General features: G+C 59.7%; 25 protein-coding genes and 1 pseudogene. 17 read left to right on the top strand and 9 right to left on the bottom strand.

Going from position 1 to position 25,269, the window contains the following annotated elements:
- The first annotated feature begins 146 nt into the window (after positions 1 to 146).
- Positions 147 to 620, top strand: coding sequence for a PAS domain-containing protein (locus HU715_RS17520; protein ID WP_186705194.1), 474 nt, complete (start codon positions 147 to 149; stop codon positions 618 to 620).
- A gap of 54 nt (positions 621 to 674) precedes the next feature.
- Complete coding sequence (locus HU715_RS17515) at positions 675 to 1,280, top strand: hypothetical protein (protein ID WP_186705053.1); 606 nt, start codon at positions 675 to 677, stop codon at positions 1,278 to 1,280.
- Positions 1,281 to 1,284: 4 nt separating this feature from the next.
- Here the strand turns inward: HU715_RS17515 and HU715_RS17510 are convergent, their stop codons facing one another.
- Positions 1,285 to 2,244, bottom strand: coding sequence for a MerR family transcriptional regulator (locus HU715_RS17510; RefSeq protein WP_186705052.1), 960 nt, complete (start codon positions 2,242 to 2,244; stop codon positions 1,285 to 1,287).
- A 220-nt stretch (positions 2,245 to 2,464) separates the two neighbouring features.
- Here HU715_RS17510 and HU715_RS17505 point away from each other — a divergent pair, with 220 nt between their 5' ends.
- From HU715_RS17505 to HU715_RS17470, 8 genes are all read left to right on the top strand, one after another.
- Positions 2,465 to 3,034, top strand: a complete 570-nt coding sequence (locus HU715_RS17505) for an antibiotic biosynthesis monooxygenase (protein ID WP_186705051.1) — start codon at positions 2,465 to 2,467, stop codon at positions 3,032 to 3,034.
- A gap of 256 nt (positions 3,035 to 3,290) precedes the next feature.
- Positions 3,291 to 4,001 carry a dihydromonapterin reductase gene (gene folM / locus HU715_RS17500; RefSeq protein WP_186705050.1) on the top strand — a complete coding sequence of 237 codons (711 nt, stop codon included), beginning with the start codon at positions 3,291 to 3,293 and terminating at the stop codon, positions 3,999 to 4,001.
- 20 nt (positions 4,002 to 4,021) lie between these two features.
- Positions 4,022 to 4,582 (top strand): GTP cyclohydrolase I FolE, encoded by a 561-nt coding sequence (folE, locus tag HU715_RS17495; RefSeq protein WP_186705049.1) that lies wholly within the window; start codon positions 4,022 to 4,024, stop codon positions 4,580 to 4,582.
- Positions 4,583 to 4,963, top strand: a complete 381-nt coding sequence (folX, locus tag HU715_RS17490; RefSeq protein WP_025211888.1) for a dihydroneopterin triphosphate 2'-epimerase — start codon at positions 4,583 to 4,585, stop codon at positions 4,961 to 4,963. It begins immediately after the preceding gene.
- Between the two features lie 99 nt (positions 4,964 to 5,062).
- Complete coding sequence (locus tag HU715_RS17485; protein ID WP_186705048.1) at positions 5,063 to 5,359, top strand: DUF1244 domain-containing protein; 297 nt, start codon at positions 5,063 to 5,065, stop codon at positions 5,357 to 5,359.
- Positions 5,352 to 5,690, top strand: a complete 339-nt coding sequence (locus HU715_RS17480; protein WP_186705047.1) for a HopJ type III effector protein — start codon at positions 5,352 to 5,354, stop codon at positions 5,688 to 5,690. The genes HU715_RS17485 and HU715_RS17480 overlap by 8 nt, the downstream gene beginning before the upstream one ends.
- Before the next feature lie 312 nt (positions 5,691 to 6,002).
- Complete coding sequence (locus HU715_RS17475) at positions 6,003 to 7,253, top strand: 2-aminoadipate transaminase (protein ID WP_186705046.1); 1,251 nt, start codon at positions 6,003 to 6,005, stop codon at positions 7,251 to 7,253.
- Positions 7,254 to 7,494: 241 nt separating this feature from the next.
- Positions 7,495 to 8,175: a GntR family transcriptional regulator gene (locus tag HU715_RS17470; protein ID WP_225917652.1), complete on the top strand. Its 681-nt coding sequence runs from the start codon at positions 7,495 to 7,497 to the stop codon at positions 8,173 to 8,175.
- Here the strand turns inward: HU715_RS17470 and HU715_RS17465 are convergent.
- Positions 8,163 to 9,239 carry a D-alanine--D-alanine ligase family protein gene (locus HU715_RS17465; RefSeq protein WP_186705045.1) on the bottom strand — a complete coding sequence of 359 codons (1,077 nt, stop codon included), beginning with the start codon at positions 9,237 to 9,239 and terminating at the stop codon, positions 8,163 to 8,165. The genes HU715_RS17470 and HU715_RS17465 overlap by 13 nt on opposite strands.
- Positions 9,240 to 10,069: 830 nt before the next feature.
- Here HU715_RS17465 and HU715_RS17460 point away from each other — a divergent pair.
- Positions 10,070 to 10,312, top strand: a pseudogene (locus tag HU715_RS17460) (aspartate aminotransferase family protein); the annotation flags it as partial.
- Between the two features lie 185 nt (positions 10,313 to 10,497).
- On the opposite strand, the gene trxB reads toward HU715_RS17460, so the two are convergent.
- Positions 10,498 to 11,460 carry a thioredoxin-disulfide reductase gene (gene trxB, locus HU715_RS17455; RefSeq protein WP_186705044.1) on the bottom strand — a complete coding sequence of 321 codons (963 nt, stop codon included), beginning with the start codon at positions 11,458 to 11,460 and terminating at the stop codon, positions 10,498 to 10,500.
- A gap of 311 nt (positions 11,461 to 11,771) precedes the next feature.
- Here trxB and cysZ point away from each other — a divergent pair, with 311 nt between their 5' ends.
- Together cysZ and HU715_RS17445 are read left to right on the top strand one after the other, a co-directional pair.
- Entirely contained in the window at positions 11,772 to 12,527 is a 756-nt protein-coding gene (cysZ, locus tag HU715_RS17450) for a sulfate transporter CysZ (RefSeq protein ID WP_053125122.1), read from the top strand.
- Between the two features lie 40 nt (positions 12,528 to 12,567).
- The gene (locus HU715_RS17445; protein WP_186705043.1) at positions 12,568 to 13,767 is read left to right on the top strand and encodes a glycosyltransferase family 4 protein; all 1,200 of its coding nucleotides are present in this window, start codon (positions 12,568 to 12,570) and stop codon (positions 13,765 to 13,767) included.
- A gap of 137 nt (positions 13,768 to 13,904) precedes the next feature.
- Here the strand turns inward: HU715_RS17445 and HU715_RS17440 are convergent, their stop codons facing one another.
- The 3 genes from HU715_RS17440 to HU715_RS17430 all read right to left on the bottom strand — a co-directional run bounded on the left by HU715_RS17440 (position 13,905) and on the right by HU715_RS17430 (position 16,350).
- Positions 13,905 to 15,008, bottom strand: coding sequence for an NADH:flavin oxidoreductase (locus HU715_RS17440; RefSeq protein WP_186705042.1), 1,104 nt, complete (start codon positions 15,006 to 15,008; stop codon positions 13,905 to 13,907).
- A 260-nt stretch (positions 15,009 to 15,268) separates the two neighbouring features.
- Positions 15,269 to 15,751, bottom strand: a complete 483-nt coding sequence (locus tag HU715_RS17435; RefSeq protein WP_186705041.1) for a glutathione peroxidase — start codon at positions 15,749 to 15,751, stop codon at positions 15,269 to 15,271.
- Positions 15,752 to 15,864: 113 nt separating this feature from the next.
- Positions 15,865 to 16,350 carry an FKBP-type peptidyl-prolyl cis-trans isomerase gene (locus HU715_RS17430; protein ID WP_018612607.1) on the bottom strand — a complete coding sequence of 162 codons (486 nt, stop codon included), beginning with the start codon at positions 16,348 to 16,350 and terminating at the stop codon, positions 15,865 to 15,867.
- On the opposite strand from HU715_RS17430, the gene HU715_RS17425 reads away from it, so the two are divergent.
- From HU715_RS17425 to yihG, 3 genes are read left to right on the top strand one after another with little or no spacing between them, the layout of a single operon-like run.
- Positions 16,319 to 16,657 (top strand): DUF3565 domain-containing protein, encoded by a 339-nt coding sequence (locus HU715_RS17425; RefSeq protein WP_186705040.1) that lies wholly within the window; start codon positions 16,319 to 16,321, stop codon positions 16,655 to 16,657. The genes HU715_RS17430 and HU715_RS17425 overlap by 32 nt on opposite strands.
- A gap of 54 nt (positions 16,658 to 16,711) precedes the next feature.
- Positions 16,712 to 18,811, top strand: a complete 2,100-nt coding sequence (pta, locus tag HU715_RS17420; protein WP_186705039.1) for a phosphate acetyltransferase — start codon at positions 16,712 to 16,714, stop codon at positions 18,809 to 18,811.
- Positions 18,812 to 19,720 carry a 1-acylglycerol-3-phosphate O-acyltransferase, YihG family gene (gene yihG, locus HU715_RS17415; protein ID WP_186705038.1) on the top strand — a complete coding sequence of 303 codons (909 nt, stop codon included), beginning with the start codon at positions 18,812 to 18,814 and terminating at the stop codon, positions 19,718 to 19,720.
- A gap of 178 nt (positions 19,721 to 19,898) precedes the next feature.
- On the opposite strand, the gene cysN is transcribed toward yihG, so the two are convergent.
- From cysN to HU715_RS17400, 3 genes are all read right to left on the bottom strand, one after another.
- Entirely contained in the window at positions 19,899 to 21,797 is a 1,899-nt protein-coding gene (gene cysN, locus HU715_RS17410) for a sulfate adenylyltransferase subunit CysN (protein ID WP_186705037.1), read from the bottom strand.
- A 9-nt stretch (positions 21,798 to 21,806) separates the two neighbouring features.
- Positions 21,807 to 22,724, bottom strand: coding sequence for a sulfate adenylyltransferase subunit CysD (cysD, locus tag HU715_RS17405; protein ID WP_003178041.1), 918 nt, complete (start codon positions 22,722 to 22,724; stop codon positions 21,807 to 21,809).
- Between the two features lie 266 nt (positions 22,725 to 22,990).
- Positions 22,991 to 23,749, bottom strand: a complete 759-nt coding sequence (locus HU715_RS17400; RefSeq protein ID WP_186705036.1) for a Nif3-like dinuclear metal center hexameric protein — start codon at positions 23,747 to 23,749, stop codon at positions 22,991 to 22,993.
- 104 nt (positions 23,750 to 23,853) lie between these two features.
- Between HU715_RS17400 and algW the strand changes: the two genes are divergently transcribed.
- Positions 23,854 to 25,014, top strand: a complete 1,161-nt coding sequence (gene algW, locus HU715_RS17395; protein WP_186705035.1) for a Do family serine endopeptidase AlgW — start codon at positions 23,854 to 23,856, stop codon at positions 25,012 to 25,014.
- Positions 25,015 to 25,269 lie beyond the last annotated feature (255 nt).

Here is a 25,269-nt window from a genome sequence, read left to right as displayed (position 1 = left end):
GATCCTGAACCTGAAAAAAGAGCCGGGATAGTAACAGCTGCACCTGCCGGGCTGCGAATGGCTCTCAACGGCATTGATGGCCAGTGGACAGCCTGTCGATTTCTTTTAAAATGTTGCATCAAGGAATGTTCAAAGGGCGCTTTCCAATGATCAACGCTCAACTGATGCAACTGGTCATCGATGCTTCGAACGACGGGATTGTCATCGCTGAAAAAGAAGGCGAAGACAACATCCTGATCTACGTGAACCCAGCCTTCGAACGATTGACCGGCTATCACCGCGACGAAATCCTCTATCAGGATTGCCGCTTCCTGCAGTCGGGTGATCGGGACCAACCTTCCCTGGAGCCCATTCGCAAGGCCTTGAGAGAGGGAGGTACCTGTCGCGAGGTGTTGCGCAACTACCGCAAGGACGGCACGCCGTTCTGGAATGAATTGTCACTGTCCACGGTGAAAAATTCGGCTGACGGGCACACCTATTTCATTGGTGTGCAAAAAAACGTCACGACTGAGGTCAAGGCTCAACAACGCGTCATCCAGCTGGAAAAGGAGCTGGCCGAAGCCCGGGAAACGATTGCACGGCTAGAAGCGACGAACGGTGCAAACAAAACCCCGAATTAATGGTCAGTCACTACAATCACCAGTGAATATGTAAATTATCATTTCGAGCCGACCATGCAGCGCGATGCCCTTCTCACGCAGGATGAACTGGATTTCATCCGGACCATGCAACACAACCCGCAGTTGAATGAGCGGGATGTCACGTCGAGCTTGCTGGTCAACGGTGGGTCGCAGATCCGTGACTTGCTGACGCGCCTGGCAGCGAATGAGCAGGTGACGCTGCAAGCCAATTTCGAAAACCAGCAAATGACCTTTCCGCTGCACCTGGTGGAAGATGAATTCCATGCGATGCACCTGCGCCTGGGTGTGCCAAGCATCTACGAGGACGGACCGAAGATCCGCCCGTGGCGCCTGGTGCTCGACGAGCCGGTGGCGCTGGAGAATATCAAGGGCCAGTCGGGACCGCTCTGGGTCCATGAAGTGTCCTGCAAGGGCGTATTGCTGGAAAACCGCAGCCGCACCAAGCCACCCAAGCAATTTGCCTTGTGGTTCAGCCCGTCAGGCTACGAGAGGATTTCATTGCGTGGTTCCTTCGAACGGGAAACCGATCGAGGTTTGTTGGCCTATCACTTGAACCAGAACGACCAGGACGAGACCGAACGCCTGCGCCAGTACATCCTGCAGCAACATCGCCTCACCCATCCCACCATGCATCTCTAGTCACTCAGGTGTCGAGGTTGCCTGCCAGAAATTGACGCAGGCGCTGGCGCATCACCGTTCCTTCGTTACCCAGGCAAGCGACTGACGAGCCCGCCAGGCTTTCCTGCGCCAGGTCGGATGCATCACCGGCCAACATCAACGGACAATCCAGGCTCATCGCCAATTTTTCCAGGCGCTTGGGCAATTCCGGGACCGGCGCATGATTGGAAACCAGCACCAATGCCAGCGGCTTGACCTTCTGGCACACCAAGGTCAGCTCGTTGAATGGCAAGCCGATCGACAGCACCCTGACGCCCACGTCCGCCTTGGACAGGAATAGCGCCGTGACCAGCAACTCCAGTTCACGGCATTGGCCGGCGATGGCACAGACCAAGACACGTGGCACTCCACTTTCGCGCTTGAGCAAAAGCCGCTGGATGATGCGCGAACGCAGGAACCCATCGAAAAATACCCACTCACTGATTTGCCCGAACTCCGGCTGGCGACACAGCATTTGTCGCCAAAGCGGCATCAGGATGTCCTGGAAGATGACCGGCACGCTGTAGGTGGAAAAAATTTGCCCATAAACGTGGTCGAGTTCCACATCGTCAAAGTTGGCGACCGCAGCCATCACCTGTTGCTGCCACTGGGCGTAATCGGCCTTGACCAGATCCGATGAAATAAGCGTGGAGACCGGTTGCACCGACTCGGTCTTCGCCAGAATCTTTCCCACTTTGCTTACGGCTACCCCGCGGTCTATCCACGCCAGGATGCCGCGCACCTTTTCGATATCACTCAAAGAGTACAGGCGATGCCCGCTTTCGGTGCGAGTGGGTTGGATTAAACCGTAGCGCCGCTCCCATGCGCGCAGGGTAACGGGATTCACGCCGGTCATGCGCGCAACTTCGCGAATGGGAAACAGCTCTTCCCGCCTCAAGGCACCCGATGCCTGGAAGACAAAGCTATCTTCGGTGATCACGCTCATGTTGGCAGGCAATCCGACTGGCAATTTGGATCCCAGTTTACTCCTCCCGAGACGGTCGATGACAAGAACAAAACGCACTTTATGTGCGATTTTGTTGTTTTGTGCGCAATTTGGAATAATCCTTGCGTGTTTTATGGCGACCAGACGCTACCCACCATCCCGGGGCGTCTCCCGCGAATCTCCTACCCGGAGTACTGCGCCTGTCTTACGGAGATACATAATGTCTACCTCACCCGTCACCCTGATGGTGGCCCGCCGCGTCGCCAACGGGCGCTATGAAGATTTGATTGCCTGGTTGCGCGAAGGCGAACAACTGGCCACCGACTTTCCCGGCTACCTGGGTTCCGGCGTGCTCGCGCCACCGCCCCAGGACGATGAATTCCAGATCATCTTCCGGTTTGCCGACGAACAGACCCTGCATGCCTGGGAACACTCCGCCTCACGCACGACCTGGCTGGGACGGGGCAGTGATCTGTTCGCCCATCCATCCGAACACCGTGTGCGTGGCATCGATGGCTGGTTCGGCGCGGTCGGCCAGCGTCCGCCTCGCTGGAAACAGGCCGTGGCCATCTGGCTCGCGTTCTTTCCCGTATCGCTGTTGTTCAACTTCCTGTTGGGGCCGCTGCTGGGCGAACTGGGATTGCTGAACCGCGTGCTGATCAGCACACTCATCCTGACACCGCTGATGGTTTACCTGTTTATCCCGATGTCGACCCATTTGCTGGCGAACTGGCTCAACGGCGCGCCGCAGCGGGCATTGCCGACCAAGCCTTTCACACAGAATCAGTGACTTCAGTGGTTTAACCGGATACCGCCTTCGCGAGCAAGCCCGCTCCCACAGTAGATTGTGTCATACACAGCATTTGTGCTCGACGGTGGTCCTCTGTGGGAGCGGGCTTGCTCGCGAAGGCGGTGTATCTGTTAACGCTGATGTCCGCTGACACCCCCTCTTCGCAAACTCATCGGCTCGCCACTGCCACAGATTCGCCTGCCGCAATCTTGCGTCGCTGTTATAGTTTTGCTCCTACCGTGAACCGAGCCGTCCCATGTCCAGCGCCACCGCTCCTATCCTGATCACTGGTGCAGCCCAGCGCGTCGGCCTGCACTGCGCCCGACGCTTGCTGGAGGACGGGCACCCGGTGATCGCGACCTATCGCACCGAACGCCCCGGCGTGCAGGCGTTGCGCGACTTGGGTGCGATCGTGCTGTTCGCCGACTTCGCCAGCGAAACGGGGATTCTTGCCTTTATCGAACAACTCAAGCAGCACACCGACCAACTGCGGGCCATCGTGCACAACGCCTCGGCCTGGATGACCGAGGCGCCTGGCAACGAAGCGACGGCCTTCAGCGCCATGTTCGGCGTGCACATGCTCGCGCCTTACCTGATCAACCTGCATGGCGCCGAACTGCTGCGGCGTTCAACGCCCGCGGATATCGTGCACATCAGCGATGACGTGACTCGCAAGGGCAGCGCCCGGCATATCGCCTATTGCGCCACCAAGGCCGGCCTGGAAAGCCTGACCCTGTCGTTCGCGGCGAAGTTCGCCCCCGCGGTCAAGGTCAACGGCATCGCCCCAGCCCTGCTACTGTTCAACCCCGAAGACGACGCGGCTTACCGCGCCAAGGCCCTGGCCAAGTCCGCGCTGGGTATCGAACCTGGCAGCGAAGTGATCTACCAGAGCCTGCGTTATCTGCTGGACAACCCCTATGTCACCGGCACGACCCTGACCGTCAACGGCGGGCGGCACGTCAAATAGCCTTGTTTCGAGGATGCACCATGACGCTATCCCTGCCCCAGCACTACCGCGAGATCCTCATCGGCCTGGGGGAGAACCCCGAGCGCGAGGGTTTGCTCGATACCCCGGTGCGTGCCGCCAAGGCCATGCAGTACCTTTGCCATGGCTATGAACAAAGCGTCGAGCAAATCGTCAACGGCGCGCTGTTCGCCTCTGACAGCGATGAAATGGTGATCGTCGCCGACATCGAACTCTATTCACTCTGCGAACATCACCTGTTGCCCTTCATCGGCAAGGCCCATGTGGCTTATATTCCTACCGGCAAGGTCTTGGGGCTGTCAAAGATCGCCCGGTTGGTGGACATGTTCGCCCGCCGCCTGCAAATCCAGGAGAACCTGACCCGGCAAATCGCCGACGCGGTGCAGCAGGTCACCCAGGCCGCCGGCGTGGCGGTGGTGATCGAGGCCCAGCACATGTGCATGATGATGCGCGGTGTCGAAAAACAGAACTCGACCATGAACACCTCGGTGATGCTCGGCGCCTTTCGCGATTCCAGCACCACGCGCCAGGAGTTCCTGCAATTGATTCGACGGAGCAAGTAAATGCCACAACTTCAGCCAGCCATGGCACGTATCAAGGTCAAGGACCTGCGCCTGCGCACCTTCATCGGCATCAACGAGGATGAAATCCTCAACAAGCAGGATGTGTTGATCAACCTGACCATCCTCTACGCAGCCCAAGAGGCGGTGCGCGACAACGACATCGACCACGCGCTGAACTACCGCACCATCACCAAGGCGATCATCGCCCACGTGGAAGGCAACCGCTTCGCCCTGCTCGAACGCCTCACCCAGGAACTGCTCGATCTGGTCATGGCCAATGAGTCGGTGCTGTACGCCGAAGTCGAAGTGGACAAGCCGCACGCCTTGCGCTTCGCCGAGTCCGTATCGATTACGCTCGCGGCAAGTCGGGCTACTTCGTAGCAGCTGCAAGCCTCAAGCTGTAAGCTTCAAGCCTGACCACCGCAAATCCACTCTTGCAGCTTGAAGCTTGCCCCTTGAAGCTGCCTCGCAGAGACCCCCATGAACGACCAACAACGCCTCGAACTCGAAGCCGCCGCTTTCCGTCGGCTGGTTGCCCATCTGGACAGCCGCAAGGATGTGCAGAACATCGACCTGATGAACCTCGCCGGCTTCTGCCGCAACTGCCTGTCCAAGTGGTACAAGGCCGCCGCCGATGAGCGCCAGGTCGAGGTCAGCCTCGACGACGCCCGCGAAGTGGTCTACGGCATGCCGTACGCCGAGTGGAAAGCCCTCTACCAGAAAGAAGCCAGCGCCGAACAACAGGCGGCGTTCGCCAAAGGAAAACCCGATGCTTGATCTTGCGACCCTGCGTGCCCACCTCAAGAGCGGCGAACATGCCTTCGCCGACACCCTGGCCTTTATCGCCGCCGGCTACGACTACCAGCCCCAGGCTTTCAACAACGGCGGCGTGCAAAACGCCGCCGGGCAGAACGAAGGTTCGTGCAAGACCCTGGGCCTGGCGCTGCTCGAAGGCTTGAGCGATGAAGAAGCGCTGCTGGCGTTTGGCGAACATTACCGTTCGGTGCTGTCCACGCCCGAAGGCAGCGATCACGGCAATATCCGCGCGTTGATAGCCCATGGCCTGGCGGGTGTGCAATTCGAGGCACCACCGCTGCAGCGGCGCTGATCCACAATCGACCTCTATGTCGAAACCCGCTTTTGTGGCGAGGGAGCTTGCTCCCGCTTGACCGGGCTGGCGCTCCAGTGCGCAGCACTCACAAAAGTAGCTGCGCCGCGATCCAAGGCCAGCGCTTCGCACTGGAGCGGGAGCAAGCTCCCTCGCCACAAAAGCTTCGTCGCCACGCAAACAGTGCTCGCAAGATCGCATCTGCTCACATCCCAACTTTTAAGATTGATCCGGCAACTTTATTTCGTTTGCCGGGCCCCTCTGCTCGCGGCTTAGATAACGGAAATTTCTCCTTCGTCCGGGCCGTCCTCCATGAGCAGCGAAACCATCAGCCAATCGATCTCTATCGTGCATCCCGTCAGCCTCAGCCACGGCAAGAATGCCGAGGTCTGGGACACCGACGGCAGACGCTACATCGATTTCGTCGGCGGCATCGGTGTATTGAACCTGGGCCATTGCCATCCGCGCATCGTCGAGGCGATCCGCGAACAGGCCACCCGACTGACTCACTACGCCTTCAACGCCGCGCCTCACGCGCCCTACATTGAGTTGATGGAACGTCTGGCGGCGTTCATCCCGCTGGGCTATCCCGTCAGCGGCATGCTCACCAACAGCGGCGCCGAAGCGGCGGAGAATGCCTTGAAGATCGTGCGCGGTGCCACGGGCCGCACCGCCGTAATCGCGTTCGACGGCGCCTTTCACGGCCGCACCCTGGCGACCCTCAACCTCAACGGCAAGGTCGCGCCCTACAAACAGAAAGTTGGCGTACTGCCCGGGCCGGTGTATCACCTGCCGTACCCCAGCCAGGACAACGGCATTACCTGCGATGAGGCTTTGAAGGCCATGGAGCGGCTGTTCAGCGTCGAGATCGACGTGAACGACGTGGCCTGTTTCATTGTCGAGCCGGTGCAGGGCGAGGCCGGCTTCCTCGCGATGGACGTGCCCTTCGCCCAGGCGCTGCGGCGGTTCTGCGACGACAAGGGCATTGTGCTGATCGTCGATGAGATCCAGTCTGGCTTCGGCCGCACCGGCCAGCGCTTTGCCTTCCCCCGGTTGGGCATCGAGCCAGACCTGGTGCTGCTGGGCAAAAGCATTGCCGGTGGCGTGCCCCTGGGAGCAGTGGTGGGACGCAAGGCGCTGCTGGACAACCTGCCCAAGGGTGGCTTGGGCGGCACCTACTCGGGCAACCCCATTGCCTGCGCCGCCGCACTGGCGACCCTGGACGAAATGACCGACGCCAACCTGAACGCCTGGGGTGCACAACAGGAAGAGGCGATCGTCAGCCGCTACGAATCCTGGCGCCGTCGCGGGCTGACGCCCTATCTCGGCCGCCTGACCGGCGTCGGCGCAATGCGCGGCATCGAACTGGCCCACGCCGACGGCACTCCGGCCTCGGCGCAACTGACGCAACTGCTGGCCCTGGCGCGGGAAGCGGGCCTGCTGCTGATGCCCAGCGGCAAATCGCGGCACATCATCCGGCTGCTGGCGCCGTTGACGACCGAACCGGCGGTGCTGGAAGAGGGTTTGGATATTTTGGAGGCGTGCCTGGCGCAGTTGGCCTGAAAATCAAAACGTTGAGATTTGAAGCGATGGCTAATTAAGAAATTTCGCCGCGAGTAGGCGAATTTATAATTTTTCAGTAATTGCCGTAACCTTCGAAACTTATTTCATAGATCGCAAATGGTCGCATGTATGCAGGCTCTTGTGTCTCTTATGAAGGCCCACCGAGGCATTTAAAATTTGAGCCCTGTAGGAAAAATCTGATACCTTAATAGCCTTTCGTACAGCTGATTCGGAGGTCCTGTTGACTGGCTCACTTGATAGCTTTGTTGTTCCAGACAAGCATCGCTACAAGACCGCAATGTCTTACGTGGTAGACGTGCTGCGACAGGGCATCTTAACGGGTGCTATCGCCGAAGGTACCCCGTTACGGCAGGACGATCTGGCAGCTAAATTTGGCCTCAGCCGGATGCCGATACGAGATGCAATTCGGCAGTTGGAAGCTGAAGGACTAGTCGTCTATGAGCCCCACAAGGGGGCTACCGTTGCAACGATGACCATTGATGACATCATCGAAATTTACGACATGCGCATTATGGCCGAATGCACCGCGCTGAAGCTCGCATTTGGGAGTATTAAAGAAGAGCGAATTGCCGAGCTTAACAGTATTATCCAAGACATGGAGTCGGCTGATCTTGATCAGCTCAGGGCTTTGAACCAACAATTTTTTGCTGTGCTATTTCAGCCAGTTCAACGTCCACGGCTCCAATCCTTAATAAAATCCCTCCAGGATTCGGTTGAGCGTTATTTACAATTTATCTTAATAGACCTTGATCATCAGACACAGTCTGTACGGGAATATAAAATGCTCACTGAAGCCTGCGCGGTAGGTGATCAGATCGGGGCTGTAAAAAGTCTAAAGAGCCATATTTCCAACTCCCAAAAGACAGTCGTATCTTTTTTAAAGTCGCGTCAAAAACCCTGACCATAATGAAAAACAGAGCGGGCGGGCCCTACTGCGCCGTCCAAGATCTTCTCTATTAAACCAGTTAGGGAATAGCCGGAGTGGCCAAACATCTGCGGATACATACTTACATCCGTAAATCCAGGAAGACTATTAGCTTCATTGAGAATGATCTCCTCATCTTCGGTTAAAAAAAAGTCGATTCTTGCGAAAGAGCTGAGACCGAGACACTTGAAAGCACGTTTCGAGAGCGCCTGGATACTCATCTTAGTTTTCTCACTTAACACAGCGGGTATACACAATCGCGCCCCATTTTTATCTGCATATTTGGCGACGTAATCATAATAGATGTGTGGACCGAGGGGAATTATTTCGCCTGGTTCCGAAGCAATCAACTTGCCATCAACTTGAAGAATACCGCATTCGATCTCTCGACCGCGTATCTCAGTTTCCAAAAGAACTTTATCATCAAGACTTGCCGCTTCTGCGAAGGCAAGTTCATATTTATCTGCATTGATAATACGTTGGACTCCGATGGACGACCCCTGCGATGCAGGCTTGACATATATGCTACCGCCTAATTTGGCAACAACCTCATCCCATGGCGGCATCCGCTGCACACATGCAATGTAAGGAGTAATGGCGATACCCTCGGCTCTCAATAACCGCTTGGTAATATCTTTGTCCATCGCGATAGCAGATCCCAACGTAGACGATCCAACACACCGCAAATTCGACATAGCAGCCAAGCCCTGTATCGTTCCATCCTCACCCCACGGGCCGTGCAAGGCGGGAAATAACAAATCGAGCTTGACCTCGCACACCTCACCCGAGCGCGTGTCCTCGTAAAATATTATGGGATACCCAAGCCTAATTGAAACGACAGGTGCCGAACCGTCCACAGCCCTCGGAAAAGAATCAGAGACGTTGTGATAACGCCAGATTCCCGACCTGTCTATGCCGATGCAATGCACCTCGCAACCAAGCTCCAATAACGCCCCATAGATCCTCTTCGCGGATAACAACGATACGTCATGCTCAGGGCTTCTGCCCCCAAACACCAGTCCTAGAGCCATTGCAGCCATAACAGATCCTCCTTGGTTTATTGGCCATTGTATCCAATATCCATTTCATGACAACATCCCCTGATTGGTTCCGAGGCTATGAGGGCCTTGGAAGGCTTTGGGGAACGCAATGGAACAGCGACCTGTAAAAGAAGACCTACAATTCAGCCGACGGCCTCCGCCGTCTTCCACAGTCCTTGATCCACAGCCCCGGATTCGAGCGCTTGCAGTTTCCGCTCCTGATTGGATCAGCGGGACCAAATCCGAACATGCGCTCAATAGCACCGATCCCGCCAGCCTATTCAATGCTTGCCGCTACGCCGCAAATTTGGCACAGAAAAAAACTGGATCTTGGGCGGACAGTAACTGGGCGGTTTCTCGGAAAGAAATTAGAAAGTATTTCCTTCTCATGTACTCTCTCGATGACATGGACCGATTCGAGACGCTTATCTTATCAACACGGCCCAATCTTCTGTTGCTCGGAACTATGACCCTCTGTATGCCAGGAGCGATCGAGTGCGCCAAATTAGCCAAGAGACTATTAGGAGACGATATATTAATTATACTTGGCGGCCGACATATCACAGAAACAATATACTTAGAGAACGAACGCACACGTGTTCCTTCGGCGGTTCGTCATCACAGCGCCTCCCCTGGAAGACTAATGAGAGAGGGTCGGATCCCTCCCATCTTCGACATAATTATCGTTTAGCGCCGGTAAGCACGTTAGCGCCTATTAGTTATATAGAAATAGTTTCGGCAAATGGATTCGGCATCATATTTTTTGCACACATTCCAGATCCTCTGCAAATTCTTGGAATGGTCATTATAGCCGCCTCAGGACTTATACTTTTATGGACCGACTGACCGGCGTCGGCGCAATGCGCGGCATCGAACTGGCCCACGCCGACGGCACTCCGGCCTCGGCGCAACTGACGCAACTGCTGGCCCTGGCGCGGGAAGCGGGCCTGCTGCTGATGCCCAGCGGCAAATCGCGGCACATCATCCGGCTGCTGGCGCCGTTGACGACCGAACCGGCGGTGCTGAAAGAGGGTTTGGATATTTTGGAGGCGTGCCTGGCGCAGTTGGCCTGACAATCGATCTTCTGACCAAACAGAGGACTTGTGGGAGCGGGCTTGCTCGCGAAGGCGGTGTGTCAGTTAGCATCGATGTCGACTGGAACACCGCCTTCGCGAGCAAGCCCGCTCCCACAGGGTCCACCGGCAGATATCCAGGCACAAAAAAACCGGCCGAAGCCGGTTTTTTTGTACCCGATGAATCAGAACGAAGCGTTCTGCAGGCCATCCAGATAACGCTCGGTGTCCAGGGCTGCCATGCAACCGGCACCGGCCGAGGTGATCGCCTGGCGGTAGACGTGGTCGGCCACGTCGCCGGCCGCGAAGATGCCTTCGACACTGGTGGCGGTGGCGTTGCCGTCGCGGCCGCCCTTGACTACCAGGTAGCCGTCCTTGAGTTCCAGTTGGCCTTCGAACAACGAGGTGTTCGGGGTGTGGCCGATGGCGATGAAAACGCCGTCCACTGTGATCTCGTCAAAGCTGCCGTCATTGTTCTTCAGGCGGGCACCGGTCACGCCCATGTTGTCGCCCAGCACTTCGTCCAGGGTCGCGTTGAGCTTGAGGATGATCTTGCCTTCGGCGACGCGGGCGTTGAGCTTGTCGATCAGGATCTTCTCGGCGCGGAAGGTTTCGCGACGGTGGATCAAGGTGACCGTGCTGGCGATGTTGGCCAGGTACAGGGCTTCCTCGACGGCGGTATTGCCACCACCGACCACAGCCACTGGCTTGTTGCGGTAGAAGAAGCCGTCGCAGGTGGCGCAGGCCGAAACACCTTTGCCCATGAACGTTTCTTCCGACGGCAGGCCCAGGTAACGAGCGCTGGCGCCGGTGGCGATGATCAGGGCATCACATGTGTAGGTCGCGCTGTCGCCGGTCAAGGTGTACGGCTTGGCGGCGAAATCCACGGCATTGATGTGATCGAAGACGATCTCGGTCTCGAAGCGCTCGGCGTGTTCCTTCATGCGCTCCATCAGGGCCGGGCCGGTCAGGCCGTGGACGTCGCCCGGCCAGTTGTCGACTTCGGTGGTGGTGGTCAATTGACCGCCGGCCTGCATGCCGGTGATCAGCAGCGGCTTGAGGTTGGCACGGGCGGCATAGACCGCAGCGCTGTAACCGGCAGGGCCGGAACCAAGGATAATCACTCGCGAATGACGCACTTCAGACATGACCTGCTCCTGTTGACCGGACCTTGCGGGCCGGAACGCCGGGTGAGCGGCGCGAATAAAAAAGGACCGTTGACGCACTTGGGGAAGGCTTCGGTTCGACAGTCCTGGAAAAGAATGGGTGCAGCGTATCGAGGGAGCGAAGATTAAGGAAATACGGTTTAACAATCCAGCTCATAGGTGAGCTCTATCCCCGGCGGTCCTTTTAATAGGCGCCTTCGCCTCAAGAAACGTTGTTACACGCCATGTCGCCGCTTTCCCGGGCGGGGCAAAGCCGGTAAGGTCGGCGCGTTCATCTTCGCTCGGAGCCACCTATGCCCGCCCCCGTCCTGTCCGGCCCGCAATATCTGCGAGAAGGCCTCAAGCTGGTCTTGAGCCCGGGCCTGCGCCTGTTCGTCCTCTTGCCCCTGGCGATCAACCTGGTGCTGTTCGTCGGATTGATCTACCTGGCCGGCCATCAGTTCAGCCTGTGGGTCGATACGCTGATGCCGTCGCTGCCGGAATGGTTGAGTTTCCTCAGCTATGTTCTCTGGCCATTGTTCGTGGTGCTCGTCGTGCTGATGGTGTTCTTCACCTTCACCATGCTCGCCAACATCATCGCGGCGCCGTTCAACGGTTTTCTCGCGGAAAAGGTCGAGGTGGTCATCCGTGGCACCGACGATTTCCCGGCCTTCAGCTGGGCCGAGTTGATCGCCATGATCCCTCGGACGCTCGGCCGGGAAGCCCGCAAGCTGGGCTATTTTTTGCCCCGCGCCCTGGGGTTGTTCGTGCTGTCGTTCATCCCCGTGGTCAATCTGGTGGCGGCGCCACTGTGGCTGCTGTTCGGCGTGTGGATGATGGCGATCCAGTACATCGACTACCCGGCAGACAACCACAAGCTGGGCTGGAACGAAATGCTCGCCTGGCTGCGGGAAAAACGCTGGCAGAGCCTGGGCTTTGGCGGCAGCGTCTATCTGGTGCTGCTGATCCCGGTGGTGAACATCCTGATGATGCCGGCGGCGGTGGCCGGGGCGACGTTGTTCTGGGTGCGCGAGCAAGGCGCCGAGACCGCGTTGGCCCGGCAAGGCTGAGCCGGTCACAAATCCATCATCCAGGCGTCACAATGGCGAAATGGCTCCGGTCGACACTGGGGTCATGACCACACCCCTGCACATTACCCTGATCACCGAAACCTTCCCGCCGGAAATCAACGGCGTGGCCAATACCTTGGGCCGCCTGTACGACGGCTTGCGCGCCCGCGGGCATCAGGTCGAGCTGATACGACCTCGCCAGGCCGACGACCCGCGCCAAGCCAGTGACGACCAACTGCTGCTGTGCCGGGGCTGGCCGCTGCCGGGTTATCCAGGTTTGCAATGGGGCCAGGTGTCGATGCACAAACTGCTCCGGCGCTGGAAACGCCATCGTCCGGACGTGCTGTACATCGCCACGGAAGGGCCGCTGGGTTTGTCGGCGCTGCGGGCGGCGCGTCGCCTGGGCATCTCGGTGGTCAGTGGTTTCCACACCAATTTCCAGCAATACACCCAACAGTACGGCCTCGGGCTGTTGAGTCGCGGGCTCACCCATTACCTGCGCTGGTTTCACAACCGCTCCAGCCTGACCCTGGTGCCCAGTCTCAGCCAACGCCTGGAATTGGAGCGACGCCATTTCGAGCGGGTGGCGTTGTTGTCCCGCGGCGTCGACAGCCAACTGTTCCATCCAATCAAGCGCTCGGCGAGCCTGCGCGAAGCGTGGGGCCTGGGCGATGACGACATCGCCGTGATCCATGTCGGACGCCTGGCGCCGGAGAAAAACCTCGGGCTGCTCAAGCGCAGTTTCGACACACTGTGCAGCGCTTTCCCGGGGCGCCGGATGAAACTGGTGGTGGTCGGCGACGGCCCGCAGCGGTCCGCGTTGGAGCAGGCATTGCCCGAGGCGATCTTTTGCGGCTCGCAACGCGGCGAGGCGCTGGCCAGCCACTATGCGTCCGGGGATGTGTTTGTCTTTCCGAGCCTGACCGAAACCTTCGGCAATGTGGTGCTGGAGGCGCTGGCGTCCGGGCTGGGGGTGGTGGCCTACGACCAGGCCGCCGCGGCGCAACATATTCGCCACGGCTACAACGGCGTGCTGGCGATGCCGGGGGATGAAGAGGCGTTCTGCGATGCCGCCCGTTGGCTGCTGGAAGAGCGCGAGACCTTGCGTTGCGTGCGACTCAATGCGCGCCAGCATGCCAGTCGCCAGGGATGGGCGTCGGTGATCGAGCAATTCGAGGCGCAGTTGCGCGGGGTTTGTGTCGGGGAGCAGGTGATGCCTGCTGCGCCGACGGTGCGCTGATTGTTCGGTGATACTGAAATCGTCATCGCGAGCAGGCTCGCTCCCACATTTTGATCTTCAGCGCGCACAAAGTTTGCGTTCAGCCGAGATCCATTGTGGGAGCGAGCCTGCTCGCGATGGCGCCGGATCAGACACGCTTAAACCAAGGTCATCAACGCCTCGCGACTGAACGGCAAGATCTCCTGCTCCCGCCCTTCACGGACTTTTTGCGCCCAGTCCGGATCCACCAACAGCGCACGTCCCACCGCCACCAGGTCGAACTCATCGTTGTTCAAGCGCTCCAGCAGCTTTTCCAGGCTGGCCGGTTGCGCGACTTTGTCGGTGTTGACCATGAACTGCAGGAACTCGCCATCCAGGCCGACGCTGCCGACGGTGATGGTGGGCTTGCCGGTGAGCTTGCGGGTCCAGCCGGCCAGGTTCAGCTCGGAGCCTTCGAATTCCGGCTCCCAGAAACGTCGCGTCGAACAGTGGAAAATATCCACGCCCGCTTCGGACAAGGGCTTGAGGAATTCGCCCAAGGCTTCAGGCGTCTGCACCAGGCGCGCGGTGTAATCCTGCTGTTTCCATTGGGAGAAGCGGAAAATGATCGGGAAGCCCTCGCCCACCGCCGCGCGCACGGCACGGATCAGTTCGATCGCAAAGCGCGAACGGTTGGCCAGGCTGCCGCCGTAGCCGTCGGTGCGCTGGTTGCTGCCTTCCCAGAAGAACTGGTCCACCAGGTAACCGTGGGCACCGTGGATTTCCACCCCGTCCATGCCGATGCCCTGGGCGTCCTTTGCCGCTTGGGCGAAGGCTGCGATGACATCGTCGATGTCCGCCTGGGTCATGCCGTGGACCACCACCTGGCCGTCCTTGAGCTTTTCGGTCGGACCGTAACCCGGCACGCTGGCGTCCGGCTCGGTGCCGATGCGGCGCACGCTGCCCACGTGCCACAACTGTGGAACGATCTTGCCGCCTTCGGCATGCACCGCATCGACCACCTGCTTCCAGCCGGCCAACGCTGCATCGCCGTAGAAATGCGGCACGTTCGGGTAGCCGTTGGAGGCCTTGTGCCCGACCGTCGTGCCCTCGGTGATGATCAGGCCGACCCCGGCCGCCGCGCGACGTCGGTAGTACTCGATCACCTTGGTGTTTGGTACGCCGCCCGGCGAAAAGGAACGGGTCATCGGCGCCATCACCACCCGGGTCGGCAACTCGAACGCGCCGAGGTGGAAGGGTTTGAACAGGGCTTTTACAGGCATGGGGCACTCCACGGGACGAAGTCACAGGTCGGATATGACGACGATAATATGGAGCATGGGGAGTGCTGGACAGCACTATTGATTTGAATGATCAAGGATCAAAAGGGAGCGCTGAGTACCACAGCCTCAAGCACATCCCCTGTGGCGAGGGAGCTTGCTCCCGCTCGGTTGCGCAGCGACCGCAAAAAAGCCAGGGCCGCTTCGCAGCCCAGCGGGAGCAAGCTCCCTCGCCACAAAGGGACCGCCATACATTATTGGGATCAAGCCAGCGCTTTTTCGATCGCCTGGATCACGGAAGGATCATCCGGCGCCGTGCGCGGTGAGAAACGCGCCAGTACCCTGCCGTCCTTGCCGAGCAGGAATTTTTCGAAGTTCCAGGTGATGTCCCCGGGAAACTCGGCCCCTTCGCCCGCCAGCAGGCGGTACAACTGATGACGATCATGACCATTCACGTCCAGCTTGCTGGACAGCGGGAACGTCACGCCATAGTTGAGGCTGCAGAACTCCTGGATTTCCTGCTCGGTCCCCGGCTCTTGCCCGGCGAACTGATTGCAGGGCAGGCCCAGCACGCTGAAGCCCTTGTCCTTGTATTGCTGATAGAGATTTTCCAGCGCCGCGTACTGAGGCGTAAGGCCACATTTGGAGGCGACGTTGACCACCAGCACGACTTGCCCCTTGAAAGGCGCCAGAGGAAGCTCCTGACCATCCAGGGCTTTCAATTTAAGGTCGTGGAAAGCACTCATGACGAACTCCAGGTTTGCGGATCTTTGCGAAACAGCCATGGGTGATGCTAACAGCAGCGACTAAAAAGGCGCCATAGGGCGCCTCTCCAGTCAACTTGAGCGTAGCGCAGAAATCAATGGTGATGGCCGCCTTCACCATGGACGTGACCATGGGCGATTTCTTCCTGGCTGGCGTCACGGATGTCAACGATCTTGACTTGGAAGTTCAAGCGCTGACCGGCCAACGGGTGGTTGCCGTCAACGGTGACGTCGTCGCCTTCCAGATCGCGGATGGTGACGATCTGCATCTGGCCATCGGGCGCCGAAGCATGGAACTGCATGCCCACTTCCAGCTCATCCACGCCTTCGAACATGCTACGGCTCAAGGTGCTGACCAGTTCAGCGGAATATTCGCCATAGGCGTCTTCCGGCTCAACGGCCACTTTCAGTTCGTCACCGACGGCTTTGCCTTCCAGGGCCTTTTCCAGGCCTGGAATGATATTACCCGCGCCTTGCAGGTAGACCAGCGGAGCGCCGCCGGCAGAGCTGTCGATGACCTCACCAGCGTCGTTGGTCAGGGTATAGTCGATGGAGACAGCCTTATTGGCGGCGATCAGCATGGGGCGAGACCTTTTGCATAAGAATGAAGAACGGACAAGTCTAAACAAGGATTTGCCCGAAAGCGAACGGAACCCGGACAAACGGGCTAGCTCGAACAGACCGACGGTCACCGGTTTCCATCAGGACGATGATGGACACTGGGTGGCCGAGCTGTCCTGTGGCCACACCCAGCACCTGCGTCACCAACCGCCGTGGCAGTCTCGGGCCTGGGTGCTGGACCCTGCGCAACGTATTGGAAAAATAGGCCAGCCCTTTGATTGCGGCTGGTGCGCTCAAGGCCCGGTTAGCGATAACCTTGGCGACTGAATCGTGGGTAGACGACCAGTCATAGGTCGCGCCATTCCCCCTTAGAGAATTCGCATGCAAACTTTTTTTATCGCGCCCACCGATTTTGGTGTGGGTCTGACCTCCATCAGCCTCGGGCTGGTGCGTACCCTTGAACGGGCCGGGCTGAAAGTCGGCTTTTTCAAACCTATTGCCCAGCCGCATCCCGGCGACACCGGGCCGGAGCGCTCCACCGAGCTGGTGGCCCGCACCCATGGTCTCAAGCCTCCGCAACCCCTGGGCCTGGCTCATGTGGAGCGCATGCTCGGCGATGGCCAGCTCGATGAGCTGCTGGAAGAAATCATCACCCTTTACCAGCAAGCAGCCATTGGCAAGGACGTGCTGGTCGTCGAGGGCATGGTCCCGACCCGCAACGCCAGCTACGCCGCCCGGGTCAACCTGCACCTGGCCAAGAGCCTCGACGCCGAGGTCATCCTGGTGTCGGCACCGGAAAACGAAGTGCTGACCGAGCTTTCCGGGCGGGTGGAGTTGCAAGCGCAGTTGTTCGGCGGGCCGAAGGACCCGAAAGTCCTCGGGGTGATCCTGAACAAGGTCCGCACCGACGAAAGCATGGAAGCGTTTTCCGCACGGCTCAAGGAGCACTCGCCCCTGTTGCGCAGCGGCGATTTCCGCCTGCTCGGGTGCCTGCCGTTTCGCCCCGAACTCAATGCCCCGCGCACCCGCGACGTGGCCGACCTGATGGGCGCGCAGGTGCTCAATGCCGGCGACTACGAAACCCGGCGCATGAGCAACATCATCATTTGCGCCCGCACCATGCGCAACACCGTGGAACTGCTCAAGCCCGGCGTGCTGGTGGTGACGCCTGGCGATCGCGACGACATCATCCTTGCCGTGAGCCTGGCGGCGATCAACGGCGTGCCGCTGGCCGGCCTGCTGCTGACCAGCGACACCCTGCCCGACCCGCGCATCATGGACTTGTGTCGCGGTGCCTTGCAGGCGGGGTTGCCGGTGTTGTCGGTGAGCACCGGCTCCTACGACACCGCCAACCTGCTCAACGGCCTGAACAAGGAAATTCCCATCGATGACCGCGAACGTGCGGAGATCATCACCGACTTTGTCGCCAGCCACCTGGACGCCAAATGGTTGCACCAGCGCTGCGGCACGCCGCGGGAAATGCGCCTGTCGCCGGCGGTGTTCCGCTATCAGTTGATCCAGCGCGCCCAGGCCGCCAACAAACGCATCGTATTGCCCGAAGGCAGCGAACCGCTGACCGTCCAGGCCGCCGCCATCTGCCAGGCCCGGGGCATCGCCCGGTGCGTGTTGCTGGCCAAGCCGGCCGACGTCGAGGCGGTGGCCCGCGCCCAAGGCATCGAACTGCCGCCAGGGCTGGAGATTCTCGATCCGGACTCGATCCGCGAGCGCTACGTCGAGCCGATGGTGCGGTTGCGCAAGAGCAAGAGCCTGAACGCACCGATGGCCGAGCAGCAACTGGAAGACACCGTGGTCATCGGCACCATGATGCTGGCCTTGGATGAAGTCGACGGACTGGTCTCCGGGGTCATCCACTCCACCGCCAACACCATCCGCCCAGCCTTGCAGCTGATCAAGACCGCGCCAGGCTGCTCGCTGGTGTCCTCGGTGTTTTTCATGCTGTTCCCCGAAGAAGTGCTGGTCTACGGCGACTGCGTGATGAACCCGCACCCCAGCGCTTCGGAGCTGGCGGAAATCGCCCTGCAAAGCGCCGACTCGGCCGCCGCGTTCGGCATCACCCCACGGGTGGCGATGCTCAGCTATTCCAGCGGCGAGTCGGCCAGTGGCGAAGAAGTGGAAAAAGTCCGCGAAGCCACCCTGCTGGCCCACGAAGCCCAGCACGGCCTGCTGATCGACGGTCCGCTGCAATACGACGCCGCCGCCAACGAAACCGTGGCCCGGCAACTGGCGCCCAACAGCCAAGTGGCCGGCCGGGCGACGGTGTTCATCTTCCCGGACCTCAACACCGGCAACACCACCCACAAAGCCGTGCAGCGCAGCGCCGATTGCGTCAGCCTCGGGCCGATGCTGCAAGGCTTGCGCAAACCGGTGAATGACTTGCCCCGTGGCGCCCAGGTCGACGACATCGTGTACACCATCGCCCTGACTGCGATCCAAGCCGCCAACCGACCTTTGGATATTTAAATGCTGGACTTCCTGCCTGCCCCTTTGCGCGGTGTCATTGCTTCGCTGCTGTTGGCCCTGAACACCATCGCCTGCTGCACACCGCTGTTCATCGTGGCGATCTTCAAGCTGGTGCAGCCCTTCCCAGCCGCCCAGCGCTTCACCGACTGGCTGATGAGCCACATCCATGAAGCCTGGATCAGCAACAACAAGGCCTGGATGAACCTGGTGCGGCGTACCCGCTGGCACTTCAGCGGCTTGGAGGGCCTGGATTACCAGCACTCGTACCTGATCACCAGCAACCACCAGAGCTGGGTCGACATCATGGTGTTGCAGTACGTGCTGAACCGGCGCATCCGGCCGTTGAAGTTTTTCCTCAAGCAAGAGCTGATCTGGGTGCCGGTGATCGGCCTGGCCTGGTGGGCCCTGGGTTTCCCCTTCATGAAGCGCTACTCCAAGGCTTACCTGGAAAAGCATCCGGAAAAGAAAGGCAAGGACCTGGAAACCACCCGCAAGACCTGCGCGAAGTTTCGCGACAACCCCGTGGGCATCTTCAACTTCGTCGAAGGCACGCGCTTTACCGAAGGCAAGCACGCCCAGCAGCAGTCACCGTTTCGCTACCTGCTCAAGCCCAAGGCCGGTGGCATCGCGTTTGTGCTCGATGCCATGGGCGAACAATTGGAGTCGATCATCAACGTGACCATCCATTACCCGGGCGGACGTCCTGGGTATTGGGATTTGCTCTGCGGCAACGTTGGCGAGGTCGTGGTGCATTGCCAGGAGCTGGCGATCCCGCCGCAGTTCATTGGTAAAAGCTACGACCAGGACGGTGCCTATCGCCTGGAGTTCCAGGGCTGGATCAACCAGTTGTGGCAGGACAAGGATGCGTTGCTTGCGCAGATGCATCGCGAATACCCCAACCAGCACTGATCTTCCCTTGTGGGAGCGGGCTTGCTCGCGAAAGCGGTATATCAGCTCATGAAGATGTTGGATGTTCCGCCGCCTTCGCGAGCAAGCCCGCTCCCACAGTTGACCGAGTTGTCTCTGGAAATAAAAAAGCCCGCAGATGATCACTCACCTGCGGGCTTTTCATTTACAGCGCCGATCGTCAGATCGCCCCACGCTTGCGCAGCAGATCCAGCACCTGCTTGACGCTTTCTTCCAGGGTCAGCGCCTGGGTGTCGATCACCAGGTCGGCATCCAGCGGCACGTCATACGGGAAGGACTCGCCCGGGATGTTGTCACCGGCCGCGGCATAGAGCCCTTGCGGATCGCGCTGGGCACACACCGTTGGCGAGGCCTGGACGTAGACGGTCAGCAGACGCTCACGGCCGATCAGGTCCTTGGCCTGCTCGCGCCCTTCGGCACTCGGGGCAACGAACGCGGCCAAGGTCAGCAGGCCCGCTTCGTTGAACTGACGAGCGACATGCGCCGCACGGCGCCAGTTCTCGGTCCGCCCGGCACGATCCTGCGGCAAGCCCTTGTTCAGGTCATGACGCAGGTTCTGGCCATCGAGGACAAAGACCGCACGGCCCGAGTCGAACAACTTGCGCTCGACCGCATAGGCCAGCGTGCTCTTGCCAGCGCCCGACAGGCCACTGAACAAGACCGTCGCCGGCTGCTGGCCGAAGCGCTGGGTGCGTTCTTCCACCGACACATGGGCCAGTTTGCCATGGTGCGTGCTGCTGCCATGGGTCAGCGGCTGGGCGACGATCATGCCGGCGCCGACCGTGCCGTTGGTCAGGCGATCGATGACGATGAACGCGCCAGTGGTGCGGTTGCTCTCGTAACCGTCCAGGGCAATCGGCGCATCCAGGGCGATCCTCACCTTGCCGATTTCATTGAGCTGCAACGCGCTGGCCGGACCTTCTTCCAAGGTGTTCACATCGACCTTGTTGACGATGCTGGCTATCGAGCCCGGCACGTAGCTGGTGGCACGCTTGATGTCATATTTCTTGCCCGGCAGCATCGGCTCTTCGGCCATCCACACCAGCATCGCTTCGAAGCTGTCGGTGACCGGCGGCACGTTGTCGGCATGCACCAGCAGGTCGCCACGGGAGATGTCGATCTCGTCTTCCATGGTCAGCGTCACCGCCTGGCCTGGACCGGCGTGTTCCAGCTCGCCTTCGAAGGTGACGATGGATTTCACGCGGCTGCTCTTGCCCGACGGCAGCACCACCACTTCGTCGCCCTTGTGCACGATGCCGCTGGCGAGGGTGCCGGCGAAACCGCGGAAGTTCAGGTTCGGACGGTTGACGTACTGCACCGGGAAACGCAGGTCGGTGAAGTTGCGGTCGCCCGCCACTTCCACGGTCTCGAGGATTTCCATCAGCGATTGGCCGGTGTACCACGGCGAACGCTCGGATTTGTTCACCACGTTGTCGCCCTTGAGGGCGGACATCGGCACGAAGTGCATGCTGGTGGGCTTCATCTTCAAGCCTTCGGCGAACTTCAGGTAGTCGGCCTTGATCGACTCGAACACGCCCTGGTCGAAGTCCTTGAGGTCCATCTTGTTGATGGCCACGACGATGTGCTTGATGCCCAGCAACGAGGCGATGAAGCTGTGGCGACGGGTCTGGGTCTGCACGCCGTAGCGGGCGTCGACCAGGATGATCGCCAGGTCACAGGTGGAAGCACCGGTGGCCATGTTGCGGGTGTACTGCTCATGGCCGGGGGTATCGGCGATGATGAATTTGCGCTTGGCGGTGGAAAAATAGCGGTACGCGACATCGATGGTGATGCCTTGTTCGCGCTCGGCCTGCAGGCCGTCGACCAGCAACGCCAGGTCGATATCGTCACCGGTAGTGCCAACTTTCTTCGAATCGCGGGTGATGGCTTCCAGGTGATCTTCGTAGATCATCTTGGAGTCGTGCAGCAGGCGCCCGATCAGGGTGCTCTTGCCGTCGTCGACGTTACCGCAGGTCAAAAAGCGCAGCAGCTCTTTACGCTCGTGCTGGCCCAGGTAGGCGAGGATGTCCTCGCTGATCAAATCAGATTGATGCGACATGACAGCCCCTTAGAAATAACCTTGACGTTTTTTATCTTCCATCGAGCCTGCGCCATCGTGGTCGATGACCCGGCCCTGGCGCTCGGAAGTTCGCGTCAGGAGCATTTCCTGGATGATGTCCGTCAGGCTTTCGGCCTCGGACTCCACCGCGCCCGTCAACGGGTAGCAGCCAAGGGTACGGAAACGCACTTTCTTCTTGACGATACGGGCTTTGTCTTCGTCGGACAGGTGCTCGAGGATGCGCTCGTCGTCGATCATGATCAGCGTGCCGTTCTTCTCGATCACTTCACGCTCGGCGGCGAAGTACAGCGGCACGATCGGGATGCCTTCGAGGTAGATGTACTGCCAGATGTCCAGTTCGGTCCAGTTCGACAGCGGGAAGACGCGGATCGACTCGCCCTTGTTGACCTTGCCGTTGTAGACGTTCCACAGCTCCGGGCGCTGGTTCTTCGGGTCCCAGCGGTGCTTGCTGTCACGGAACGAGTACACGCGCTCCTTGGCGCGGGATTTCTCTTCATCGCGACGGGCACCGCCGAACGCAGCATCGAAACCATACTTGTCCAAGGCCTGCTTGAGGCCTTCGGTCTTCATGATGTCGGTGTGCTTGGCACTGCCGTGGGTGAACGGGTTGATGCCCTGCGCCACGCCGTCCGGGTTCACATGAGTGATCAGGTCCAGGCCCAATTCCTCGACCATGCGGTCGCGGAACTTGTACATTTCCTGGAATTTCCAGCGGGTGTCGACGTGCATCACCGGAAACGGCAGCTTGCCGGGGAAGAACGCCTTGCGTGCCAGGTGCAGCATCACGGCGGAGTCTTTACCGATGGAGTACAGCATCACCGGGTTATCGAACTCGGCGGCCACCTCGCGGATGATGTGGATGCTTTCCGCCTCCAGCTGTTTCAGATGCGTCAGTTTGTCGACCATGGCTACTCACGAAAACTTTCTTATGAACGGCCAGCGGGCCGTGTTCGAGCGGGGAATCCTAGCACAGCGACCTCTTCTAATCAGGGCGCCAACTAGATCGAAACAGCATATGGATATGCCTGCCGGTTCGGGAGCTGTGGGCTTTTTGTGGGAGCGGGCTTGCTCGCGAAGGCGCTGTGCCAGTCAACACTTTAGGCAACTGACCCACCGCCTTCGCGAGCAAGCCCGCTCCCACACAAGCTCGCTCCCACAGGGGTTATAAACAGTCAGATCGGATTCGGGCAATCGATGAAGATGTGTTCCAGGGCAAAGCGTCGCGCCAGGTAGTCACCCAGCGCCTGGACGCCGTATCGCTCAGTGGCATGATGCCCGGCGGCAATGAAGCTGATGCCGTTCTCCCGGGCGCTGTGGAACGTCTGCTCCGAGGCCTCGCCGCTGAGGTAAAGGTCGACACCTGCCAGCACCGCCTGATCGATATACCCCTGGCCGCCACCGGTGCACCAGCCGACCCGACGGATCATCTGCTCGCCTTCGATCAGCAAGGGCTCGCGGCCCAAGGCTTCCTGGACCTTGCGCGCGAAATCCCGCGCCGTCATCGGTTCGGACAGAGAGCCGACCAGGCCGACAATCTTGGGATTATCCGGATCCAGCGGTCCCTCGACGGTGATGTCCAACTGGCGGGCCAGTTGCACGTTATTGCCCACTTCGGGGTGCAGGTCCAGGGGCAAGTGGTAAGCCAGCAGGCTGATGTCATGCTTGAGCAACGTCTTGAGACGACGCTGTTTCATGCCGGTGATACAAGGGTTCTCGCCCTTCCAGAAATAACCGTGATGCACCAGCACCAGGTCGGCCCCGGCCTCGACAGCCGCATCGAGCAAGGCCTGGCTGGCGGTGACGCCGCTGACGATGCGCATCACCTGGGGCGCGCCTTCGACCTGCAGGCCGTTGGGGCAATAATCGGCAATCCGGCTGCTGGCCAGGTAACGGTCCGCTTCTTCTACCAGGGTGTTCAGGGCGACGGCCATGAAAAGACTCCTAAATATCCCGTTCAGAGGCGCGCGCGGCCTCGTATAATGCGCGACATTATGGGCGGTCTCATACCGCCTGCAACCTTTGTAGGACGTGCTTAATGCTCAAGGCGCTGCGTTTTTCCGGCTGGCCGCTATTGGCCGGTGTGCTTGTCGCTCTACTGATTATCCAGCGCTACCCGGAATGGGTTGGCCTGCCGAGCCTCGACGTCAACCTGCAGCAGGCGCCGCAAACCAAGGCGGTGCTGCAGGGGCCGGTGTCCTATGCCGACGCCGTGACCACCGCCGCGCCGGCCGTGGTGAACCTGTACACCACCAAGGTCATCAACAAACCCAGCCATCCGCTGTTTGAAGACCCGCAATTCCGGCGCTTTTTCGGCGACAACTCGCCCAAGCAGAAGCGCATGGAGTCGAGCCTGGGGTCGGGCGTGATCATGAGCCCGGAAGGCTACATCCTGACCAACAACCACGTCACCAGCGGTGCCGACCAGATCGTGGTGGCCCTCAAGGATGGCCGTGAAACCCTGGCCCGGGTGATCGGCAGCGATCCGGAAACCGACCTGGCGGTACTGAAGATCGATCTCAAGAACCTGCCGGCCATCACCATCGGCCGCTCCGACAGCATCCGCATCGGCGACGTGACCCTGGCCATCGGCAACCCGTTCGGCGTTGGTCAGACCGTGACCATGGGCATCATCAGTGCCACCGGGCGTAATCAGTTGGGCCTGAACAACTACGAGGATTTCATCCAGACCGACGCCGCGATCAATCCCGGCAATTCCGGTGGCGCGCTGGTGGATGCCAACGGCAACCTCACCGGGATCAACACGGCGATCTTCTCCAAGTCCGGCGGCAGCCAGGGCATCGGTTTCGCCATTCCGGTGAAACTGGCGATGGAGGTGATGAAATCCATCATCGAACACGGCCAGGTCATCCGCGGTTGGCTGGGGATCGAAGTCCAGCCGCTGACCCAGGAACTGGCGGAATCCTTCGGCTTGTCCGGGCGGCCCGGCATCGTGGTGGCGGGGATCTTCCGCGACGGTCCGGCGCAGAAGGCCGGCCTGCAACTGGGCGATGTAATCCTGAGCATCGATGGCGAACCGGCCGGCGATGGCCGCCGCTCGATGAACCAGGTCGCGCGGATCAAGCCCACCGACAAGGTGACGATCCAGGTCATGCGCAACGGCAAGGAGCTCAAGCTCAGCGCCGAAATCGGCCTGCGCCCACCGCCGGCGCCGGTGGTGCCTAAAGAAGAACAGTAAGCCGCACCATAACCATAAAAGGGGCCTTGCAACCGAGCAAGCCCTCCTCAAATCCTGTGGCGAGGGAGCTTGCTCCCGCTGGGCTGCGAAGCAGACCCAACAGGATTGAATGCAATCGGTCTGGTGTTTTGAGGTGGCAGGTTTAGGGCTGCTTCGCAGCCCAGCGGGAGCAAGCTCCCTCGCCACAAAAACACCGCCCGTATTTAGCAAATCAGGAATAGCATAAATTCTCATTAGTAGTGTTATATTGTTTCA

This window comes from Pseudomonas zanjanensis (assembly GCF_014268745.2).
Taxonomy (GTDB): Bacteria; Pseudomonadota; Gammaproteobacteria; order Pseudomonadales; family Pseudomonadaceae; genus Aquipseudomonas; species Aquipseudomonas zanjanensis.
Note: the sequence above shows the minus strand (reverse complement) of the source record. Positions and strands in the feature narration are given on the sequence as shown.

Excerpts from the sequence above, each read along its gene's own strand:
- HU715_RS17520 (WP_186705194.1), top strand. The coding sequence starts at position 147 with ATGATCAACGCTCAACTGATGCAACTGGTCATCGATGCTTCGAACGAC.
- HU715_RS17515 (WP_186705053.1), top strand. The coding sequence starts at position 675 with ATGCAGCGCGATGCCCTTCTCACGCAGGATGAACTGGATTTCATCCGG.
- HU715_RS17510 (WP_186705052.1), bottom strand. The coding sequence starts at position 2,244 with ATGAGCGTGATCACCGAAGATAGCTTTGTCTTCCAGGCATCGGGTGCC.
- HU715_RS17505 (WP_186705051.1), top strand. The coding sequence starts at position 2,465 with ATGTCTACCTCACCCGTCACCCTGATGGTGGCCCGCCGCGTCGCCAAC.
- folM (WP_186705050.1), top strand. The coding sequence starts at position 3,291 with ATGTCCAGCGCCACCGCTCCTATCCTGATCACTGGTGCAGCCCAGCGC.
- folE (WP_186705049.1), top strand. The coding sequence starts at position 4,022 with ATGACGCTATCCCTGCCCCAGCACTACCGCGAGATCCTCATCGGCCTG.
- folX (WP_025211888.1), top strand. The coding sequence starts at position 4,583 with ATGCCACAACTTCAGCCAGCCATGGCACGTATCAAGGTCAAGGACCTG.
- HU715_RS17485 (WP_186705048.1), top strand. The coding sequence starts at position 5,063 with ATGAACGACCAACAACGCCTCGAACTCGAAGCCGCCGCTTTCCGTCGG.
- HU715_RS17480 (WP_186705047.1), top strand. The coding sequence starts at position 5,352 with ATGCTTGATCTTGCGACCCTGCGTGCCCACCTCAAGAGCGGCGAACAT.
- HU715_RS17475 (WP_186705046.1), top strand. The coding sequence starts at position 6,003 with ATGAGCAGCGAAACCATCAGCCAATCGATCTCTATCGTGCATCCCGTC.
- HU715_RS17465 (WP_186705045.1), bottom strand. The coding sequence starts at position 9,239 with ATGGCTGCAATGGCTCTAGGACTGGTGTTTGGGGGCAGAAGCCCTGAG.
- trxB (WP_186705044.1), bottom strand. The coding sequence starts at position 11,460 with ATGTCTGAAGTGCGTCATTCGCGAGTGATTATCCTTGGTTCCGGCCCT.
- cysZ (WP_053125122.1), top strand. The coding sequence starts at position 11,772 with ATGCCCGCCCCCGTCCTGTCCGGCCCGCAATATCTGCGAGAAGGCCTC.
- HU715_RS17445 (WP_186705043.1), top strand. The coding sequence starts at position 12,568 with ATGGCTCCGGTCGACACTGGGGTCATGACCACACCCCTGCACATTACC.
- HU715_RS17440 (WP_186705042.1), bottom strand. The coding sequence starts at position 15,008 with ATGCCTGTAAAAGCCCTGTTCAAACCCTTCCACCTCGGCGCGTTCGAG.
- HU715_RS17435 (WP_186705041.1), bottom strand. The coding sequence starts at position 15,751 with ATGAGTGCTTTCCACGACCTTAAATTGAAAGCCCTGGATGGTCAGGAG.
- HU715_RS17425 (WP_186705040.1), top strand. The coding sequence starts at position 16,319 with ATGGAGACAGCCTTATTGGCGGCGATCAGCATGGGGCGAGACCTTTTG.
- HU715_RS17430 (WP_018612607.1), bottom strand. The coding sequence starts at position 16,350 with ATGCTGATCGCCGCCAATAAGGCTGTCTCCATCGACTATACCCTGACC.
- pta (WP_186705039.1), top strand. The coding sequence starts at position 16,712 with ATGCAAACTTTTTTTATCGCGCCCACCGATTTTGGTGTGGGTCTGACC.
- yihG (WP_186705038.1), top strand. The coding sequence starts at position 18,812 with ATGCTGGACTTCCTGCCTGCCCCTTTGCGCGGTGTCATTGCTTCGCTG.
- cysN (WP_186705037.1), bottom strand. The coding sequence starts at position 21,797 with ATGTCGCATCAATCTGATTTGATCAGCGAGGACATCCTCGCCTACCTG.
- cysD (WP_003178041.1), bottom strand. The coding sequence starts at position 22,724 with ATGGTCGACAAACTGACGCATCTGAAACAGCTGGAGGCGGAAAGCATC.
- HU715_RS17400 (WP_186705036.1), bottom strand. The coding sequence starts at position 23,749 with ATGGCCGTCGCCCTGAACACCCTGGTAGAAGAAGCGGACCGTTACCTG.
- algW (WP_186705035.1), top strand. The coding sequence starts at position 23,854 with ATGCTCAAGGCGCTGCGTTTTTCCGGCTGGCCGCTATTGGCCGGTGTG.